Below are 19,457 nucleotides of genomic sequence, written 5' to 3' on the forward strand. Positions count from 1 at the left end.
CTGGCGTGCAGCGCCCATGGTGATGTTCCACACCGGTGGCACCCATGCCGGACGTCTCGACAGTTAGTTAATGCAATGCTAACTTCTGCGGAGTTAGCCTAGGCATACTTAAGGAGACGGCAGAGGGCGGACAGCCACTCTGCGACCACTACATGGATACCGTCAGTAACTCGCTTGCCCCGGTCGCCGGGGGAGCGCGCGTCGACCGCGACGTGGTGAGCAGGTTCGCGACGTGCTGTCGGTCGCTCGGACTGTCGGTCAACGACCGCCGACGACCGGCAGATCTTGCCGCGGCGCGTGCGGGTTTCACTGAGCTGACGCGTATCGCACGCGATCAGTGCGACGCCTGGATCGGGTTGGCCGCCGCCGGAGCGGGCATCGGGTCGGACGCCGGCCGCGCCATCACCGCAATCTGGCGCACTCTGGGCACCTTCGGTGTGCTGAGTCGCGAGGTCGATCTCGGATCGGGCGACCTCGCCTTCGTCTATGACACCGGGCTTTACCTCCGATTCCGCGCCACCGACCGGGACGACATCACCCTCGCCCATGCCACGACGTTGGCAGAGGCAAACGATCTTGCTGGCGCGGACCTACTCGTCGAGGAACTGATCAGCAGGCGTCCGGACTGGCTGCAGGCGCGTTGGGTGCGAGTCGCCCTCTACCACCGCAGCAGGCGCTGGTCGGATGTGGTGCGCATGCTGACGCCCGTGGTGAACAACCCGAACCTCGACGAGCACTATGCCCACGCGGCGCGGGTGACCCTCGGTATCGCGCTGGCCCACCTCGGCATGTACGCGCCTGCGTTGTCGCATCTGGAGAATCCCGCCGGTCCAGTGCCGGTGGCCGCCGTCGACGGCGGCCTGGTCAAGGGCTTGTGTCTGCGTGCCGAGGGTGAGGATGACGAGTCCGAGGATGTGCTCGCCGAGCTGTATGCGGCCAATCCTGAGCACAGTGGTGTTGAAGAAGCGTTGCTGGACAAGTCTTTCGGGCTGAACACCACCACCGCAGCCCGAATAGAGGCGCGCGCCGACCCGTGGGATCCGGACACCGAACCGGGTGAGGCCGACTTCGTCGATCCGGGAGCCAAGGAGCGCAAGGCCCATCTGCTGGTCGAGGCAGAGGCCGAACTCGCCGATTTCATCGGTCTGGAAGAGGTCAAGTATCAAGTGGCCCGGCTGAAAAGCTCGGTGGCCATGTCGATCCGTCGCCAGGAGCGCGGACTGGCCGTCGCCCAGCGCGCCAACCACCTGGTCTTCGCCGGCCCGCCAGGAACCGGCAAGACCACGATCGCGCGGGTGGTCGCCAAGATCTACTGTGGACTCGGCCTTTTGAAGAAGGAAACCGTGCGAGAGGTGCACCGGGCCGACCTCATCGGTCAGCACATCGGTGAGACCGAGGCGAAGACCAACGCCATCATCGACAGCGCGCTCGACGGTGTGCTGTTCCTCGACGAGGCCTATGCGTTGGTGTCCACCGGCGCCAAGAACGATTTCGGTCTGGTCGCCATCGACACCTTGCTGGCCCGGATGGAGAACGACCGCGACCGATTGGTCGTGATCGTCGCCGGCTACCGCGCCGACCTGGACCGCTTTTTGGATACCAACGAGGGTCTGCGGTCGCGTTTCACCCGGAGTATCGACTTCCCGTCCTACAACGCAGCCGAACTCGTCGAGATGGCAACACGGATGGCCGAGAAGCGCGACAGCATCTTCGAGCCTGCGGCCCACGACGAGATGGAGGCGCTATTCGCCCACCTCGCTGCCAGTTCCAACCCGGACGCCACCGGTACCGCCAGGCGAAGCCTGGACATCGCCGGTAACGGTCGATTCGTCCGAAACCTTGTCGAGCGCTCCGAAGAGGAACGCGAGTACCGATTGGATCACTCTGATTCCGATGACTTCACCGATGAAGAACTGATGGTCATCACCGCCGAAGACGTCAGCCGGTCCGCCGGGCCTCTGCTGCGTGGCCTGGGCCTCGCCTTGCCGCAGGCTGCCGGATGAGCGAGCAGGAGCGCCGCGAATTCGCCTCTCGCACACCGGTCAACGAAAACCCCGAGCGCGTCGCGTACCGCCGCGGCTTCGTCACCCGCCACCAGGTATCCGGCTGGCGATTCATGATGCGCCGTATCGCGTCTGGTGTGGCGCTACACGACACCCGGATGCTGGTGGACCCGCTGCGCACGCAGAACCGCGCGGTGCTCGTCGGAGCGCTGGTCTCGGTGACCGTCGTCGCCGGCTGCTTCGTCTTCTCCCTCATCCGTCCGGGTGGCGACGCCGGCAGCGCGACGATCCTTGCCGATCGGGAGACCTCGGCGCTCTATGTACGTATCGGCGACGTCGTGCATCCTGCGTTGAATCTGACCTCCGCACGGTTGATCGCCGGGCAAGCCGACAATCCGACGACCGTCAAGAGCAGCGAGATCGACCGGTTTGCCCGAGGCAACCTCATCGGCATCCCCGGCGCTCCGGAGCGCATGGTGCAGAACAGCTCTCGCGATGCGAACTGGACGGTCTGCGACTCGGTGTCCGACAGGGCGGCCGGTGTGACCCTGATCGCCGGCGTTCCCGACGAACAGGGTGAAAGGGCCGCGGCGATGCCGAGCGACCATGCGGTTCTGGTGCGCAATGTCGGTGCCGTCAACGCGGGAACCTGGTTGCTGTGGGGCGGCAAGCGCAGCCCCATCGACCTCAGCAACCGTGCGGTGACCGCTGCCCTCGGTCTCGGTGCGACCATCCCGGAGCCACGCAACATCGCCCCCGGATTGTTCAATGCGATCCCGGAATCGGGACCTCTGGTCGCGCCTGCGCTGCCCGGTGCAGGCGCTCCGCCGCAGTTCGACCTGCCCGTCCCTGCGCCGGTCGGCGCGGTGGTCGCGGGATTCGACTCCGACAACACCCTCCGGCACTACGTCGTGCAGATCGACGGCCTGCAGCCCGTGTCGCCTGTGCTGGCCTCCATCATGCGCAACTCCGATTCCTATGGCCTGCAGCAGCCACCGCGACTCGGGGCAGACGAGATCGCCAGACTGCCGGTGGCTGGTGGAATCGACACCGCTGCCTACCCGTCCGACGAACTGACACTGGTCGATGCCGGACCGGCCCCCGTCACCTGTGCCTATTGGTCCAAGCCCGCCGATGCGACCGCAGGAAGGCTGAGTCTGCTCTCCGGAGCCGCATTGCCGTTACCGCAGGGACTTCAGACCGTGGACCTGGTCGGTTCGGGAAGTGCGGCAACGGCCGAGCGGGTCGCGCTCACACCGGGCACTGGATACTTCGTTCAGTCCGTCGGATCCGATGCCGGTGCCCCGCCCGCCGGTTCGGCCTTCTGGGTCAGCGACACCGGTGTTCGCTACGGCGTGGACACCGTTACCGACGCCAAGACCGTCGAGGCACTGGGCCTGAACCCGCCCCCGCTGGCCATCCCGTGGTCGGTGCTCACCCAGTTTGCGCCGGGGCCCACCTTGTCGCGGGCCGACGCGCTGGTCGCACACGATGCCGTGGGAGCCATGGCCGCGGATGGAGAGAACCGATGAGTCGCTTGATCTTCGAGGCGCGCCGTCGCCTACCCGTTCCGGAGGTCCGCAAGGGTGCCATCACCATCGAGGCACCGCCGTCACTGCCACGCCTGGTCCCGCCATCGCTGTTGCGGCGGGTGTTGCCCTATCTCATCGTCATCCTGATCGTCGGCATGATCGTGGCGCTCTTTGCCACCGGTATGCGGATGATCTCACCGACCATGCTGTTCTTCCCGTTCGTGTTGCTGCTGGCGGCGAGCGCGCTGTACCGCGGTTCGGACAACAAGCTGCGCACCGAGGAGGTCGACGCCGAGCGCGCAGACTACCTGCGCTATCTGTCGGTGGTACGGGACAATGTCCGTGCCCAGGCCGCCGAGCAGCGTGCCGCGCTGGAATGGTCGCATCCCGAGCCTGATTCGTTGTCTGCGATTCCAGGGACCCGACGCCAGTGGGAGCGCGACCCGCACGACCCCGATTTCCTGGTGGTGCGTGCAGGTGTGGCCGATGTGCCGCTGAGTACCCCGCTGCGGGTCAAGGACACCGCCGACGAGATCGACCTGGAACCGGTGGCGCACACCACCCTGCGCGGGCTGCTCGATGTACACCGGACGGTGCGCAACGCCCCGGTCGGCATCGACCTGGCGAAGATATCCCGCATCACGGTCCTGGGAACATCGGACGAGGCGCGCGATGCGATGCGCGCCTGGGTCGCGCAGGCGGTCACCTGGCATGATCCGGCGGTGCTGGGTATAGCGCTGGCGACCCCCGATCTGGATGCCGCCGACTGGTCCTGGCTGAAGTGGCTTCCGCACACCGATATTCCCGGTGAGGTCGACGGAGTCGGACCTGCGCGCTACCTTGCGCCCAGTGCTGATGCTTTGCGGGCATTGCTCGCCCCCGCGCTCGATGACCGCGATGCGTTCGGTGGCAACGTGTTTGAGGCGGGAAGGCATCTGCTGGTGCTCATCGACGACGTCGACACCGACGTCGATGCGGTGTTGGGTCGGGCCGGTATCGCGGGTGTGACCGTGATCGTCCGATCGGAGACCGAGCCCCATCGCGAGCAGTACTCAGACCCGGAGCGACCGATCCTCAAGGTGGTCGGCGGGCGCATCGACCGGTGGCAGACCGGCGGCTGGCAGCCTTATATCGATAGTGCGGACGGCTTTTCGGCCGGACAGGCGTCCCACCTTGCCCGTCGGCTGGCGCGTTGGGACACCAACCCGGATCAGTCGCGGACCGCTGCCACCGGTTCATCGACGTTCACCACGCTCTTCGGTATCGACGATGCCTCGGCACTTGATGTCGCAAGTCTGTGGGCACCGCGACACCGTGACGAGGAACTGCGTGTACCCATCGGCGTGACGGCCACCGGCGAACCCCTGATCTTCGACCTGAAGGACGAGGCCGAGGGCGGAATGGGGCCGCACGGTCTGATGATCGGTATGACCGGGTCCGGTAAATCACAGACTCTGATGTCGATCCTGTTGTCACTGCTGACCACTCATTCGGCAGACCGGTTGATCGTCATCTATGCCGACTTCAAGGGTGAGGCGGGAGCCGACATCTTCCGCAACTTCCCCCAGGTCGTTGCCGTCATCTCCAATATGGCCGAGAAGCGCTCGCTGGCTGACCGTTTCGCGGACACCCTGCGTGGCGAGGTGGCTCGCCGGGAGCAGTTGCTCAAAGATGCCGGCCGCCGGGTCCAGAACAGTGCATTCAACTCGGTCACCGAATACGAGGGTGCGATCGCGGCCGGACACGATCTTCCGCCCATCCCGACGTTGTTCGTGGTGGCCGACGAGTTCACCCTGATGCTCGCCGATCATCCCGAGTACGCCGAACTCTTCGACTATGTGGCGCGCAAGGGGCGCTCTTTCCGCATCCATATCCTCTTCGCATCGCAGACCCTGGACGTCGGTCGGATCAAGGACATCGACAAGAACACCTCCTACCGAATCGGTTTGAAGGTCGCGAGCCCGTCGATCAGCCGACAGATCATCGGATCCGAAGATGCCTACCGGATCGAATCCGGCCGCGAACACAAGGGTGAGGGCTTCCTGGTGCCTGCACCGGGGGCCAACCCCATCAAGTTCCGCAGCACCTATGTCGACGGAATCTACGATCCGCCGCGCAGCAGCCACGCCGTGGTGGTGCACTCGGTGCCCGAACCGCAGTTGTTCACGGCGGGCTGGGTGGAGCCGGCGCCCGATACAGTCATCGTCAACGCCGAGGTCGACGATGTCCCGCCGCCGCGCAAGCTGATCGCCACGATCGGCGACCAGTTGGCCAACTACGGCCCCAAGGCGCCGCAGCTATGGTTGCCGCCCTTGGAAGAGGCCATTCCGCTGGCCGGTCTGCTGGCCCGCGCCGAGATCGCCGAAGGGCAGTGGCGGTGGCCGCTGGGCGAGATCGACAAGCCGTTCGAGATGCGCCGCGATCCGCTGGTCTTCGACGCGGCGGGCTCGGCGGGCAACCTGCTGATCCATGGTGGCCCGCGGTCGGGTAAATCGACGGCATTGCAGACATTCATGTTGTCTGCGGCAGCTCTGCACGCACCGGGTGACATCAGCTTCTACTGTCTGGACTACGGCGGCGGCCAACTCGCCCCGATGGCCGATCTGGCACATGTCGGTGCTGTCGCGACGGCGTTGCAGCCCGAGTTGATCCGGCGCACCTTCGCCGAGCTCGAGCAGCTGCTGCGGGTGCGCCAGGAACGCGGCGCCGCGACCGGCGCCGCGGGCCGGTACAGCGACGGCTATGGCGAAGTCTTCCTGGTGATCGACAATCTGTACGCGTTCAGCAGGGACAACACCGACACGTTCAACACCCGCAACCCCTTGCTGGCGCGGGTGACCGAACTGGCCAATGCGGGCCTTGCCTACGGGATCCACGTCGTGATCACCACACCCAACTGGCTTGAGGTTCCGCTGGCCATGCGTGACGGCCTGGGGATGCGGCTTGAGCTCAAGCTCAGCGATGCGCACGACAGCAATGTCCGGGTCGCCGGTGCCTTGCGCCGGCCCGCCGAGAGCGTGCCGGCCGATCAGCCCGGTCGCGGTCTGACGATGGCCGCCGAACACTTCCTTTTTGCCGCACCGGAATTGGGCGATATTGCGGCAGTCAACGCGCGGTACACCGGGCTACATGCCCCGACGGTCCGGTTACTGCCGACTCAGCTGACCCCGTCGGCGCTGGGCGCGGTGTATGTCGGTCCCGAGCAGGTCGTCATCGGTCAACGCGAAGAAGATCTGCGCCCCGTCGCGATCGACTTCGCCAGGCATCCACTGATGATGGTGTTCGGCGACTCCCGCTCGGGCAAGACGACGCTGCTACGCCACCTCATCCGCACCATCCGCGACAATTCCACCGAGCAGGACGTCGCCTTCACCGTCATCGACCGCCGGCTGCACCTGGTGGACGAACCGTTGTTCCCGGACAACGAGTACACCCCGAATATCGACCGCGTCACCCCGGCCATGCTCGGCCTGTCTGCACTGATCGAAAAGCGACGTCCGCCGGCCGGATTGAGCGCACAGGAGCTACGCAACTGGTCCTACCGCGCCAACGGCGGCGGACAGATCCACTACTTGATCATCGACGATGTCGACCAGATACCGGATGGTCCTGCAGTCAGCGGTCCCTATGCCGGACAGCGTCCCTGGAGCCCGCTATTGGGTCTGCTGGCGGAGGCAGGTGATCTGGGGTTGCGCGTCATCGTCACCGCCAGGGCGAGCGGATCCGCGCACGCGGTGATGACGGCACCTCTTTTGCGCAGGCTCAACGACCTCCAGGCGACAACCGTCATGTTGTCCGGAAGTCCCGCCGACGGTGGCAAGCTGCGCGGTATCCGATTCAGCAAGCTGCCGGCCGGGCGGGCGATGCTGCTCGGCGACAGTGAGATGGCGACCTATGTGCAACTGGTGAATCCGCTTGTACCCGAGCGGATCGCACCTGCCGGATCGAACGGAAAGGAATACATCTGATGACGCTTCGTGTGGTTCCCGAAGGACTGACGGCCGCCGGTTCGGCGGTGGAATCGCTGACCGCGCGACTGGCGGCCGCCCACGGCGCGGCCGCCCCACTGGTCAACACGGTGATCCCGCCTGCCGCCGACCCGGTGTCATTGCAGACCGCCGCCGGCTTGAGCGCACATGGCAACGCCCACAGCACAGTCGCTGCGCTGGCCCTCGAGGAGCTGGGCCGCGCCGGCTTGGGTGTCGCGCAGTCCGGTGCGAGCTATGCCGGTGGTGACGCTCAGGCGGCAGCGAGCTATCTGATAGCCCGCGGCGGCTGACATGACTGCTCCCATCTGGATGGCCCTGCCACCCGAGGTACATTCGGCGCTGCTCAGCAGCGGCCCGGGGCCCGGGTCGCTGCTGGCTGCTGCGGGAGCCTGGCAGTCGTTGAGCGCCGAATATGCCGCAGCGGCAGCTGAACTGACCACCACACTCGGCGCGGTGGCAGCCGGGGCCTGGGAAGGTCCGAGTTCGGAGCAGTACATCGCGGCTCACCAGCCCTACCTCGCGTGGCTGGCGCGGGCCAGCGTCACCAGCGCCGTCGCCGGCGCGCAGCACCAGACGGCCGCGGCGGCCTACACCACTGCGCTGGCCACCATGCCGACGCTGGCCGAACTGGCCGCCAACCACGCCATGCGCGGCGTTCTGATCGCTACGAACTTCTTCGGTATCAACACGATTCCGATCGCCGTCAACGAAGCCGACTACGCGCGGATGTGGATCCAGGCTGCCACCGTCATGAGCACCTACCAGGCGGTGTCCGCGGCGACCGTGGCAGCCACACCGGCACTGGAACCCGCTCCGCCGCTGGTGGTCCCAGGTATCGGCGAGGCCGGTGCCCTCACCGCGAGCGGAACCCAGCTGGCCGCGCAAGCGGATGCGGCCAACGCGGCTTCGGCGTTGAACAATTCGAATTTCATCGTCCAGTTCCTCGAGCAGTACATCAAATCGCTGCCCGGTGGCGACCTGATCTTGGAGTTCTTCTCCGACCCGGTCGGCATCCTGCGCCAGATGTTCATCGACTTTCTCACCAACCCGTCGGCGGCACTGGTCACCTGGGGGCCGATGCTGTTCGCGCTGGTCTATCAGGCCATCTTCCAGCCGGTCGGCTGGGGCACCTGGATCGGGGTGGCGTTGGCGCCGTTCTTGTTGCCGCTACTGTCCCTCGGCCTGGTCGCGCTCGCCTTCCTCGCGTTGATTCCCAAGTTCACCGACCTGCCACCATTGGTACTCAGTGATCCGGCCGCACCTGGGCCGCAAAGAGAATCGCCGCTGCCGTTGGCCAGCATCGCACCGGCAGGCACGCCCGCGGGCGCGGCGCCCGCACCGGCCAGCCCGGCCGCAGCACCGGCTGCTGCGCCGGCGGCGGCCCCCGCGGCAGCTGCTCCCGCGTTGGCCTACGCCGTTTACGGCGGACACCCAGGCGGTGGCTTCAGTCCCACGGTCCGGGACGGCACCCAGGCGAAGACACCCGCATCAGGGTCGTCTGCAGCCGTGGCCTCGGCCGCCGCGCTGTCGGCCGCCGAGCGTCGAAAGCGGCGGCGCAAGAAGGGCGGGGAGATCAAGGACCGTGCCTACGCCGACGAGTTCATGGACTACGAGGCTACCGAAGAGGACCCGCGACCGCCGCACTCCCGGCCCGAACCGACAGTCCGGGCTTCTGAGCGTGGAGCGGGCCCGATGGGCTTTACCGGCGCGGTCAGCGTCGAGCGGCCCACTGCCGCAGGACTCGCCGAACTGACCGAGGATTCCTTCGGCGGTGCGCCGACCAACCCGATGCTGCCGGGCTCGTGGAGTCCCGATGAGCCACCCACATCGGAAGGGGGAAGACCGCACTGAGAACTCGGCGGGTGAACCCCGATCACCGCTCCATCTGATCCCGAATACCCCTGTCAGAAAGGAATATCCATGAGCATGCTTGATGCGCATATCCCGCAGCTGGTGGCCTCCGAGTCGGCGTTCGCCGCCAAGGCGGCCCTGATGCGTAGCACCATCACCCAGGCCGAGGGCGCAGCCCAGGCTTCCCAGGCCTTCCACATGGGTGAGTCGGCGGCGGCATTCCAGGCCGCCCATGCCCGGTTCATCGAGGTGTCGGCGCGGGTGAACGCGCTGCTCGACATCGCCCAGGCCAACCTCGCCGACGCCGCAGGCACCTACGTCGCGCAGGACGCGGCCGCCGCCAGCACCTACACCGGCATCTGACAGCGGCCGACAAAGGAGAAATCACATGTCCCAGATCATGTACAACTACCCGGCCATGCTGGGTCTGTCCGCCGAGATGAACGGCTACGCAGGAGCACTCAACACCGTCGGCGCAGATATCGCCGCCGAGCAGGCCGCTCTCGCGGGTGCCTGGCAGGGTGACACCGGAATGACGTACCAGGCCTGGCAGGCGCAGTGGAACACGAGCCTGGCCGAGTTGGTCCGGGCCTACCAGGCAATGGCCAGCACGCATGAAACAAACACAATCGCGATGAATGCCCGGGACCGGGCAGAGGGCGCCAAATGGGGCTAGATGGCAGCTAATGCCGTCGAGCTGACCGTCGAGCAGGCCTGGTACATCGCGGACGCGACGGGCTGTGGGTCGTTTCCATGGGTGCTGGCGATCACGCCGCCCTACAGTGAACCGTCTGCCGCGGAGCAGTTCGCGGCAGACCGGAACGCCGAGCTGACCGAGCTGGCCGTGATGTCCGGCAGCGGGGTCGTCAATCCTGCTGTCGCACGGTGGATAAGGCAGACCTGCCAGGCCCGGCAGTGGTTGGAGATGCGCGTCGTGGCCCCGGACGGTGACATGCTGCGTGGCCTCATCGGCAGGTCCGGGGACGCCACGGTGGTGGCATTGCGCAGCGGCGGCCTGGTGACGTTCACCGCCATGGACATCCATGCCGCTCGCGATCTGGTGCCGGTCGTGGTTTCCGGACTCACTGGTCGGCCGCCGGCGAAGTTCGATGACTTCACCGTGCCGGTTCGGGCCGGTGCCCGCGCCGACGAGTTGCTGAGAGCCGGCGCCGATCTGACCGAGATCCTCGCTTACCTGGGGATCTCGTCCTCGGCTCGTCCTGTCGTCGAGTCGGTGTTCACCGGACGGCGTAGCTATGTCGAGATCGTGGCCGGGGAGTACCGCGACGGCCACCGGGTCAGCACCGAGGTCGGTATCAGTGTGCTCGACTGCCCGGCCGGTCGCATCCTGGCCAGCCCGGAAAAAGCCTACGACGGAGAGTGGGTGTCCACCTTCACGCCGGGCGCAGACACCGCCATCGCCGCCGCGATCGACAGCCTCATTGCCTCCCTGCCCGGCGGCCCGTGGTTCGCCCCAGCCACGCATAACCGAGATTTCGACCAGAGAACGGAAAACCGATGCCCGACAACACTGTGATGCCGATCGTGCGGGTGGCTGTGCTGGCCGCCACGGTCGGTGGTCCCGATTCGGCGGGGCGCCTGACCGAGCTGGCACTGCCGGCCGGCCTGCCGCTACGCGAGATCATCCCGGCAGTTCAACGCACAGTGCTGCCCGCTGACGACGACACGGCAGACATCCCGCCGACGCAACTGAGCCTGGCGCCCATCGGGGGTGCGCCGTTCAGTTTGGACGCCACATTGGACACGGTGGGTGTCGTCGACGGCGACCTACTCGCCCTCCAGGAGATCCCGGCCGGACCGTCCGCGCCGCGCATCGTCGAGGACATCGCCGACGCGGCCGTGATCTTCTCCGCCGCGCGCGAATTGCCTTGGGGCCAACAACATATCCAACGCGCTGCCGGGGGCGCCGTCATTGCGCTGATCCTGCTCGGCGCGGCGCTGGCAACTTCGGTGCGGCTGAGCACCGGTAACTCCGCCGGATTGTTCGCCGTCGCTGGTCTTGCGGCCGCGACGGTGGTCGCCTCGTTCGGCGCGCGGGTGCGGCACCCGATGCTGGGCACCGCGCTGGCGTTGACCGCGTTGGTTCCGGTCGCCGCGGCATTCGGTCTGGCCGTGCCTGGTGAACTCGGCGCGTCCCAGGTCCTGTTGGCCGCTGCCGGTGTCGCCGCTTGGTCGGTGATCAGCATCGTGGTGTTCGAACGCGCGATCGCCGCCTTCACCACGGCGGCCGTCCTTGGTGTGGGCGTGATGATCTTTGCTGCCCTGGCAACCATCTGGGATATGACTGCTGTGCGGATCGGCACCGGGCTGATCGTCTTCGCCCTGGTGGTCACCGTGCAGGCCGCCCGGCTGTCGGCGCTGTGGGCCCGGCTGCCGGTGCCGGTCATCCCCGCTCCGGGTGACCCGACGCCGTCGGCTCAACCGCTGCGCGTGCTGGAGGACCTCCCGCGGCGTGTTCGGGTGACCGACGCGCATCAGACCGGCTTTCTGGCCGGCGGCGTGCTGCTCTCGGTGATGGGCTCGTTGATCTTGGTCGGTGGTCAGTCGTCCGTGTCGCCGTGGGCCTGGGCGTTGGTGGTCGTCGCGGCACTGGGCACCACGCTGCGCGCCAGGGTGTGGGACTCCGCGTCATGCAAGGCGTGGTTGTTGAGCCAGTCATTCCTGCTGCCCGCAGGTCTGTTGGTGGTGTTCGTCTCGACCGATCGGTACGCGGCGGCGTGGTGGGCATTGGGCGCATTGATAGTGGTGGCGGGCTGCTGGCTCGTTGCCGCGCTGAACCCGCGGGTGGCAGCACCGGAGACCTATTCATTGCCCGCGCGCCGGTTGTTCGGTTTCGCCGCCGCGGCCTTGGATGCGTCGGTGATCCCGGTGGCCGCGTACCTGCTGGGGTTGTTCGAGTGGGTGCTGAACCGATGACTCGCAGGGCGACCGCCATGCTGACGGCGGTGCTCACCGTCAGCGTGATCGGCTGCCCGGCGGCCGGCGCTGTCACGCCACCGGAAGTGGACGCTGCGGTGGCGCCCCCACCGGGTACCGCGGGACCTCTTCGCACCATGACCCAGCGCAGCGCGTGCTCGGTGACCGGGTCGATCCCTGGTACCGATCCGGCGGCGGTGAGCCCCAACCAGCTGTCGCTGGATCTCGATGACGCATGGCGATACAGCCGCGGGGCCGGTCAGACCGTCGCCGTGATCGACACGGGTGTCCAGGCCGGGCCTCGGTTGACCAATGTCGAGGCCGGTGGCGATTTCGTCGGCGCCACAGACGGACTGACCGACTGCGACGGACATGGCACCATGGTCGCCGGGCTGATCGCCGGCCAACCCGGTGATGACGGCTTCTCGGGGGTTGCGCCGAGTGCCCGGCTGCTGTCCATCCGACAGACCTCCGGTAAGTACGCACCGAACCAGCCCGGTGAGGATCCGGTGATCGCCGAGGCGAGCAACGACATCGCGACGCTGGCGCGCGCGGTCGTGCGTGCGGCCGATCTGGGCGCCCAGGTCATCAACATCTCATCAGTGGCCTGCGTACCGACTACCACCACCATCGACCAACGCGAGCTCGGTGCCGCATTACGTTACGCCGCAGTGGAAAAGGATGTCGTCATCATCGCCGCCGCCGGTAACACCGGAGGGGGGATCGCCGGCGGAACGGCGTGCGCGGCTAACCCGCTGACCGACCCGAACCGCCCCGACGACCCGCGCAACTGGGCAGGCGTCACCTCGATCTCGACGCCGTCGTGGTGGCAGCCCTATGTGTTGTCTGTCGGTGCGCTCGGATCGGCGGGCGCACCCGCGGCGTTCACCATGTCCGGTCCGTGGGTGGGCCTGGCCGCGCCGGGGGAGAACATCACCTCGGTGAGCAATAGTCCCGAGGGTGGGTTGGCCAACGGCCAGCCCAATGAGAAGGGAGAGCTGGTTCCGGTGGCAGGCACCAGCTATGCGGCGGCTTACGTTTCCGGCGTGGCAGCCTTGGTACGCAGTAGATTTCCCGAACTCTCGGCGAGCCAGGTGGTACGCCGGTTGACCGTGACCGCCCGCGGTGCCGATCGCTCACCGTCATCTCTGGTGGGCGCGGGTACCATCGACCCGGTTGCCGCCCTGACCTGGGATGTGCCTGGTCCCGGTAGCCCGCCGCAGACCACCAGAGATGTTGCGGCACCGGCTGATCCGGTGATACCGGACCACACCGGACGCAATATCGCCTATATCGGTGCGGGCCTGCTGGCATTGATCGCCGCTGTCACCGCTGTGACAGCAACTCGACGACGGAAGGACACCGCCGCATGACGGTCCGACTCGCGCTGGCGCTGCTGTTCATCGTGGCCGCAGTGTTGGCCTACCCCTACCGGAACGCCACCGAGCAGTGGGTTCTGGGTGTCTCCGTGGTCGTGGTGATCGCTCTCTTCGCCTGGTGGCGTGGGCAATTCGCAACGACCAAGCTCGCCCGCCGGTGGGCGATCTGGCGAGGTAACCGCGGCGGTGTCCGCCGACCGGCTCGTGCGACCGCCGCGACCGTGGTGCTGCGCATCGAGGACCCGCTGGATGACGAACTGCCGGTGGGACTCATCGCCGGTTATGCCGACCGGTACGGATTGCGGCTGGACAAGGTGCGCATCACCAGCCGGGAGACCAGTGGGCACGTCCAGCACTGGATCAGCCTGACTTTGGACGCGGAGCAGAACCTGTCTGCACTGCAGGCACGTTCGGCGCAGATCCCGCTCGCACAAACTACCGAGACCGCTGCCCGCCGCCTCGCCGACCATCTGCGGGAGGGCGGCTGGACGGTCACCGCGGTGCACCAGGCACCCCGACCGGTGTCGGATTCGGCCAAGGAAACCTGGCGGGCATTGACCGACGAGTCGGGTTTCCTGACTGCCTACCGGATCCCGGTCGATGCATTGGCGGCCACGTTGGATGAGGTGCGGGCGTACCCGTGCGAGGAGCGCTGGACGGCAGTCGAATTCGGTCCCGAGTCGATGACAGCGGTGGCCGCGCTGCGCTCGGCGGAACGGCCGGCTGGAGCACCACCGGTCGCGGCGCTTGTCGGTCTCGGCGGACGTCAGCGGTCGACTCTCGACGCACTGAATCCCTTTTCGGTCGACCGGCTGCCCGGACACCAGCCCGCCGGAACGCTCGCCGAACAGGTGCGCTGGCCGTCGGCCGTCTGACGCGGAGGGATCAGAACATGTACGGCCGCAGGAATCGGGTCATCCGACGCAGATAATCCGGCTGGCTGACGTGCAGCACGTGATTGCCGGGAAACCAGTGGAATTTGCAGCGGTCCCAGTGTCGCCAGAGCAGCTCGGCTTGCTGCGGTGGTGCCAGCTTGTCACCGAGTCCGGCGATGATCAGCCTGCGCTCCTTGGGCACCAGCGGCGCGTAGTTCAGCGGTGAGTGGAACATCGTCGCCGCATCCGATCGCGACTTGTCGACGTGGCTGAGTCGATTGCCCAGACGGACGAGCATATTCGCTGGGAACCAGTCATCGAACGCGGCTTCCGGCGTGACGACCGGGACGTTCGGGATGACCGCCTGGATACGGTCGTCGACCGAGGCGATCAATGCCGAGGTGTACCCGCCCAGTGACATACCGGTCAGCGCGATCCGGTCGACACCGGTGTACTCCAGATAGTCGATCACCGAACGGAAGTCGTGCACAGCCTGGGCCATCGCCTCGGCGAAACCGGGCATGCCGTCGGCGAAATAGCCGTATCCGCTGTAGGGCGAATTGGCTTCGGCACGCATCCCGTGGAAGGGCAGCGTGTAGAGCAGCACGTCGTAGCCGGAGCGGTAGAACCACGGCAACGAGAAGAACAGACCGTTGAACAGGTACGCCGACCCCATGAAACCGTGGATCAGGCACAGCGTGGGGCGGGGACCGTCGCCGTGCACCCAGTGTTGGGCGTGCACGACGTTGTTGCGCGCATATCCGGCGCGCTGGTCGCGCAGTGCAGGATTGATCGCCCGAAAGCTGCTGTTGAACCGGATGTTGTAGACCGAGCCGTGGGCGATCGACGATGCCAGCAGGTTCGCCGGTCGCGACGACACCCGGGGTGGCTCTGTCGGTGCGGGGAACGAGAGTGTCGGATCGTGTTCGGCGGCCAGGTCGATGTAGAACTGCAGTGCGGCATCCTCGTCGCGCACCGAGCCGGGACGCAACGCCGCGCCCGCCAACTTCGGCAGCATCGCCGCCCCGACGATCGAGGCCACCGTGGTCCGCAACGCCAGATCGGCGACCGCGGAGGCATCCACCACCAGCCGCTGCTGACGGGTCAGATCCATCCGCCGGGGCAGTCCGCGGGCAGTCGCGTCGGCGCCGGGGACATCGGGGACGGGGATCGGCGGATCGAGCGGTTGCGCTTGGGTCACGGCTGCCTCTCTCGGGCGTTCGCGGGCCAACTGATGGTAGCCCGGTAGAACCGACGGTATCGGTCAGTCCGGTTCTGGTGCGCCGAAGACCGCCGCGGCATTGCGATAGAACACCCCGCGCAGCCACCCGTCGTCGACGCCGGGCAGATCACGCACGGCGCGCATCGCCTCGGCATACGTGTACGGGATGTTCGGAAAATCGCTTCCCCAGAGAATCCGGTGGCCGAGATCGCGTAACCGGGGATACTCGGTCGCCGGGAACGGCATGGTCCGCTCCATGAACGGCGTGAACGCCATGGTGGTGTCCAGGTACACCCCGTCGTGTGCTGCCGCGATGTCCAGGAAATCGCTGTACTCCGGGGCACCCATGTGCGCCACGATGAGGCGGAGCCGTGGATGCCGGGCCAGCACCGCGCGGATCGGGCCCGGTCCGGTGTGGGCGCCGGGAGTCGGTCCCGAACCGCAGTGGGTGACCACGGGAGTACCGCTGTCGGCGAGCACACCCCAAACATCATCGAGCAAGGCATCGGTGGGGTCGTAGCCACCGACCTGGACGTGCGCCTTGAACACCCGGGCACCGCGGTCGAGCGCAGCCGCCGCATACCGAGCGGCACCTGGCTCGGGAAAGAACGTCGCGGTGGACAGGCAATCGGGGGTGTCGGCGGCAAAACGGGCCGCCCACTGGTTCAGCCACTCGGCCATGTCCGGCTTGTGTGGATAGACCAGCGAGGTGAAGGCCTGCACACCGAACGATCGCAAGGTGGACAGACGATCCTGCTCATCGGCGCGGTAGGTGATCGGCCAGGACCGTCCGGTCAGCGGGCCGGCACTGTCGAAGTACTGCCAGACCTTGTCCATGACATTCTTCGGCATGAAGTGGGTGTGCACGTCGATGATGCCGGGCAGACCCAGTCCCTCGACGATCCGGCGCACATCGGCTGTATCGTCCATCGCCAATCATCCTGTCAAACGCGCCGACCGGGCAGACTCGGGGTATGTGGAATCCCGATACCTATCTGGCGTTCGCCGATCACCGCGGCCGCCCGTTCTTCGATCTGGTCAACCGCGTGGCCGCCGACACGCCGCGTAAAGTCGTCGACCTCGGGTGCGGGCCGGGAAACCTGACCGAGACGCTGAGCCGACGCTGGCCGGGAGCCGCGGTGTCGGGTGTGGACTCGTCACCGGAAATGGTGGCCGCCGCCGGTGAACGGGGACTCGATGTCCGGTTGGGCAGCATCGCCGACTGGTCGCCGGATCCCGACACCGATGTCGTCATCTCCAACGCCGCCCTGCAGTGGGTGCCCGAGCATCGGGAACTGCTGGCGAGCTGGGTGCAGCAGTTGGCGCCTGGGTCCTGGATCGCCTTCCAGGTTCCCGGTAACTTCGCCGCGCCGTCGCACGAGGCAGTACGCGAGGTGGCACGCCGTGCCGAGTTCGCCGAGGCATTGGGCGACATGCCATTCCGCGATGCCGATGTGGTGGGCACCCCGGCCGAGTACGCCGGCCTGCTGACCGACGCCGGGTGCGCGGTGGATGCCTGGGAGACCACCTACCTGCACGAGTTACGCGGGCAGACACCGGTGCTGGACTGGATCACCGGCACCGCGCTGACACAGGTGCGCGAGCGGCTGTCGCCGGAGGACTGGCTTCACTACCGCGAAGCCATCATTCCGCTGCTGGCACAGGCGTATCCGGCCCGCGCGGACGGTGTTACGTACTTTCCGTTCCGCCGGGTCTTCGTCGTGGCCCAGCTTCGGTGATTTGTGGAGTCTCACCCGCAATGAGCACGGCTGAAACTCCACAAACCGCGATCAGTCGAGTAGTGCGATGACCCTGGCGACCAGGTCGTCGATATCGGCACCGGTGGTGTCCACCACGAGATCCGGGTTCTCCGGTGGTTCATAGGGTGCGTCGATCCCGGTGAGACCCTTCAGTTCGCCCGCTCGGGCCCTGGCGTAGAGACCCTTCGGGTCGCGACGCTCGCACTCGGCGACCGGGGTCGCGACGTGCACCTCCAGGAAGGGTAGCTTGGCCGCATCGTTGAGGGTGCGCGCGAGATCGCGGTCGGACTTCAGCGGCGAGACCAGCGATGCCAGCGCCACCACACCGGCGTCGGCCAGCAACCGCGTCAGATGCCCGACCCGGCGGATGTTCTCAGCTCGGTCACCGGCCGAGAAGCCCAGGTCATCGGACAGCCCGTGGCGCAGATTGTCACCGTCGAGCAGGTAGGCGACCCGGCCCGATTCGACCAGAGCGCGCTCCACGGCGACCGCCAGCGTCGATTTGCCGGAGGCAGGCAAACCGGTGAACCAGATGGTGGCCCCGCGCTGACCTGTTTTGCCCCAGCGATATTCGCGATCCAGCGACGACGGGTGCCACTTGATATCGGATCGGTTGTGTCCGCTGGGCTTGACCTCGCGGGGCTCTCCGATGATGCCTGCGCCGACGGTGTCGTTGGACACCTCGTCGATCAGGATGAAGGCACCACTGTCCCTGTTGTCGGCATAGGCATCGGCCACCACCACCGAGCTGGTGCGCAGCGTGATCGCGCCGATGTCGTTGAGGGCCAGCTCCGCCGGCCCGTCGACCTCGTCGAGGGTTTCTGGGTCGAGCTTGGTGTGCAGTTCCTGCACGGTCGCCCGCACGGTGCGGGTGCCCTGCTTGAGCGCCAGCCGGTCGCTGGCGCGCAGCGGCTCGTCGAGGAACCAGCACACCGTGGCATCCAGTTCACGTGCCAACACCGGCAGTGACGCATTCTCGGCGGCGCTGACGAACACGTCACCGCGGCCGACGTCGATATCGTCGGCCAGTTCGATCGAGACCGAGAGCGGCGCAACGGCCGTCGTACGATCGTCGTCGAGGGTGTCCAGCACCGTGACCGTCGAGCGGGTGCCTGCAGGCAGGCTCACGACCGGATCGCCGACCTTGAGGGTGCCGGCCGACAACCGTCCGGTGTACCGGCGGCGCTGTTGCGCGGTGGGTCGCGACACCCACTGCACCGGTAGCCGCAGGCTGGCCGGATCGGGCTGCGGCGCAGCCAATTCCACCGACTCCAGGTACTCGAGCAGGGTGGGCCCGGTGAACCACGGTGTGTTGGCCGAACGGTGCACGACGTTGTCGCCGAGCTTGGCCGCGATGGGGATGACCGACAGATCGGCACCACCGAGCCGGTCGGCGACCTGCTGTAGTTCGCGCTCAACCTCGGTGAATCGGCTCTCGTCGAAGTCGACCAGGTCGATCTTGTTGACCGCGGCGACAAAATGCTTGATGCCCAACAGTTTCGCAATACGGGCGTGCCTACGGGTCTGCCGAAGCACACCGGCGCGGGCGTCGACCAGCAGGATGGCCACGTGTGCATTCGAGGCGCCGGTGAACATGTTGCGGGTGTAGCGCTCGTGGCCTGGAGTATCGGCCAGGATGTAGCTGCGGGTATCGGTCGAGAAGAACCGGTAGGCGACATCGATGGTGATGCCCTGCTCGCGTTCGGCGCGCAGACCGTCGGACAGCGCGGCCAGATCGGCCACGCCCTCGGCGTCGGTCACGGCCTCGAGGTGATCGAGTGGCAGGCTGTCGGTGTCATGGAGCAGCCTGCCGATCAAGGTGCTCTTACCGTCATCGACCGATCCGGCGGTGGTGATGCGCAATAACTGACGGGTCGTCATGTCAACTTCGACTTTCGTTCTTCTTCGC

At 66.8% G+C, this 19,457-nt stretch carries 15 protein-coding genes; 12 read left to right on the forward strand and 3 right to left on the reverse strand.

Going from position 1 to position 19,457, the window contains the following annotated elements; genetic code table 11:
- Window positions 1-152: 152 nt before the first annotated feature.
- The 11 genes from eccA to eccE all read left to right on the forward strand — a co-directional run bounded on the left by eccA (window position 153) and on the right by eccE (window position 14,566).
- The gene (eccA, locus tag PGN27_RS16435) at window positions 153-2,003 is read left to right on the forward strand and encodes a type VII secretion AAA-ATPase EccA (RefSeq protein WP_335327075.1); all 1,851 of its coding nucleotides are present in this window, start codon (window positions 153-155) and stop codon (window positions 2,001-2,003) included.
- On the forward strand, window positions 2,000-3,535 hold the full coding sequence (eccB, locus tag PGN27_RS16440; protein WP_335327076.1) for a type VII secretion protein EccB: 1,536 nt from the start codon (window positions 2,000-2,002) through the stop codon (window positions 3,533-3,535). Before eccA ends, eccB begins: the two co-directional genes overlap by 4 nt.
- Window positions 3,532-7,503, forward strand: a complete 3,972-nt coding sequence (eccCa, locus tag PGN27_RS16445; protein ID WP_335327077.1) for a type VII secretion protein EccCa — start codon at window positions 3,532-3,534, stop codon at window positions 7,501-7,503. The genes eccB and eccCa overlap by 4 nt, the downstream gene beginning before the upstream one ends.
- On the forward strand, window positions 7,503-7,814 hold the full coding sequence (locus PGN27_RS16450) for a PE family protein (RefSeq protein ID WP_335327078.1): 312 nt from the start codon (window positions 7,503-7,505) through the stop codon (window positions 7,812-7,814). Before eccCa ends, PGN27_RS16450 begins: the two co-directional genes overlap by 1 nt.
- 1 nt (window position 7,815) lies before the next feature.
- Window positions 7,816-9,375, forward strand: a complete 1,560-nt coding sequence (locus PGN27_RS16455; protein WP_335327079.1) for a PPE family protein — start codon at window positions 7,816-7,818, stop codon at window positions 9,373-9,375.
- Between the two features lie 69 nt (window positions 9,376-9,444).
- Window positions 9,445-9,738: a hypothetical protein gene (locus PGN27_RS16460; RefSeq protein WP_019511451.1), complete on the forward strand. Its 294-nt coding sequence runs from the start codon at window positions 9,445-9,447 to the stop codon at window positions 9,736-9,738.
- Between the two features lie 25 nt (window positions 9,739-9,763).
- Window positions 9,764-10,051, forward strand: coding sequence for a WXG100 family type VII secretion target (locus PGN27_RS16465; protein WP_036464128.1), 288 nt, complete (start codon window positions 9,764-9,766; stop codon window positions 10,049-10,051).
- Window positions 10,052-10,912 carry an ESX secretion-associated protein EspG gene (locus PGN27_RS16470; protein ID WP_335327080.1) on the forward strand — a complete coding sequence of 287 codons (861 nt, stop codon included), beginning with the start codon at window positions 10,052-10,054 and terminating at the stop codon, window positions 10,910-10,912.
- Window positions 10,894-12,312, forward strand: coding sequence for a type VII secretion integral membrane protein EccD (gene eccD, locus PGN27_RS16475; RefSeq protein ID WP_335327081.1), 1,419 nt, complete (start codon window positions 10,894-10,896; stop codon window positions 12,310-12,312). The genes PGN27_RS16470 and eccD overlap by 19 nt, the downstream gene beginning before the upstream one ends.
- Window positions 12,309-13,685 (forward strand): type VII secretion-associated serine protease mycosin, encoded by a 1,377-nt coding sequence (gene mycP, locus PGN27_RS16480; protein ID WP_335327082.1) that lies wholly within the window; start codon window positions 12,309-12,311, stop codon window positions 13,683-13,685. Before eccD ends, mycP begins: the two co-directional genes overlap by 4 nt.
- Window positions 13,682-14,566, forward strand: a complete 885-nt coding sequence (gene eccE, locus PGN27_RS16485) for a type VII secretion protein EccE (protein WP_335327083.1) — start codon at window positions 13,682-13,684, stop codon at window positions 14,564-14,566. The genes mycP and eccE overlap by 4 nt, the downstream gene beginning before the upstream one ends.
- Before the next feature lie 10 nt (window positions 14,567-14,576).
- Here the strand turns inward: eccE and PGN27_RS16490 are convergent, their stop codons facing one another.
- Both PGN27_RS16490 and PGN27_RS16495 read right to left on the reverse strand, forming a co-directional pair.
- Entirely contained in the window at window positions 14,577-15,767 is a 1,191-nt protein-coding gene (locus PGN27_RS16490) for an alpha/beta hydrolase family protein (protein ID WP_335327084.1), read from the reverse strand.
- 63 nt (window positions 15,768-15,830) lie between these two features.
- Window positions 15,831-16,718, reverse strand: a complete 888-nt coding sequence (locus tag PGN27_RS16495) for an amidohydrolase family protein (protein WP_335327085.1) — start codon at window positions 16,716-16,718, stop codon at window positions 15,831-15,833.
- 44 nt (window positions 16,719-16,762) lie between these two features.
- Between PGN27_RS16495 and PGN27_RS16500 the strand changes: the two genes are divergently transcribed.
- Window positions 16,763-17,527 (forward strand): trans-aconitate 2-methyltransferase, encoded by a 765-nt coding sequence (locus PGN27_RS16500; protein WP_335327086.1) that lies wholly within the window; start codon window positions 16,763-16,765, stop codon window positions 17,525-17,527.
- A 51-nt stretch (window positions 17,528-17,578) separates the two neighbouring features.
- On the opposite strand, the gene cysC is transcribed toward PGN27_RS16500, so the two are convergent.
- On the reverse strand, window positions 17,579-19,429 hold the full coding sequence (gene cysC, locus PGN27_RS16505) for a sulfate adenylyltransferase subunit CysN (protein WP_335327087.1): 1,851 nt from the start codon (window positions 19,427-19,429) through the stop codon (window positions 17,579-17,581).
- Window positions 19,430-19,457: the final 28 nt, after the last annotated feature.

It is taken from the genome of Mycolicibacterium neoaurum, assembly GCF_036946495.1.
GTDB lineage: Bacteria > Actinomycetota > Actinomycetes > Mycobacteriales > Mycobacteriaceae > Mycobacterium > Mycobacterium neoaurum_B.

Bases quoted from the DNA above. Each gene is read 5' to 3' on its own strand.
- eccA (WP_335327075.1), top strand. From the start codon at position 153: ATGGATACCGTCAGTAACTCGCTTGCCCCGGTCGCCGGGGGAGCGCGC.
- eccB (WP_335327076.1), top strand. From the start codon at position 2,000: ATGAGCGAGCAGGAGCGCCGCGAATTCGCCTCTCGCACACCGGTCAAC.
- eccCa (WP_335327077.1), top strand. From the start codon at position 3,532: ATGAGTCGCTTGATCTTCGAGGCGCGCCGTCGCCTACCCGTTCCGGAG.
- PGN27_RS16450 (WP_335327078.1), top strand. From the start codon at position 7,503: ATGACGCTTCGTGTGGTTCCCGAAGGACTGACGGCCGCCGGTTCGGCG.
- PGN27_RS16455 (WP_335327079.1), top strand. From the start codon at position 7,816: ATGACTGCTCCCATCTGGATGGCCCTGCCACCCGAGGTACATTCGGCG.
- PGN27_RS16460 (WP_019511451.1), top strand. From the start codon at position 9,445: ATGAGCATGCTTGATGCGCATATCCCGCAGCTGGTGGCCTCCGAGTCG.
- PGN27_RS16465 (WP_036464128.1), top strand. From the start codon at position 9,764: ATGTCCCAGATCATGTACAACTACCCGGCCATGCTGGGTCTGTCCGCC.
- PGN27_RS16470 (WP_335327080.1), top strand. From the start codon at position 10,052: ATGGCAGCTAATGCCGTCGAGCTGACCGTCGAGCAGGCCTGGTACATC.
- eccD (WP_335327081.1), top strand. From the start codon at position 10,894: ATGCCCGACAACACTGTGATGCCGATCGTGCGGGTGGCTGTGCTGGCC.
- mycP (WP_335327082.1), top strand. From the start codon at position 12,309: ATGACTCGCAGGGCGACCGCCATGCTGACGGCGGTGCTCACCGTCAGC.
- eccE (WP_335327083.1), top strand. From the start codon at position 13,682: ATGACGGTCCGACTCGCGCTGGCGCTGCTGTTCATCGTGGCCGCAGTG.
- PGN27_RS16495 (WP_335327085.1), bottom strand. From the start codon at position 16,718: ATGGACGATACAGCCGATGTGCGCCGGATCGTCGAGGGACTGGGTCTG.
- PGN27_RS16500 (WP_335327086.1), top strand. From the start codon at position 16,763: ATGTGGAATCCCGATACCTATCTGGCGTTCGCCGATCACCGCGGCCGC.
- cysC (WP_335327087.1), bottom strand. From the start codon at position 19,429: ATGACGACCCGTCAGTTATTGCGCATCACCACCGCCGGATCGGTCGAT.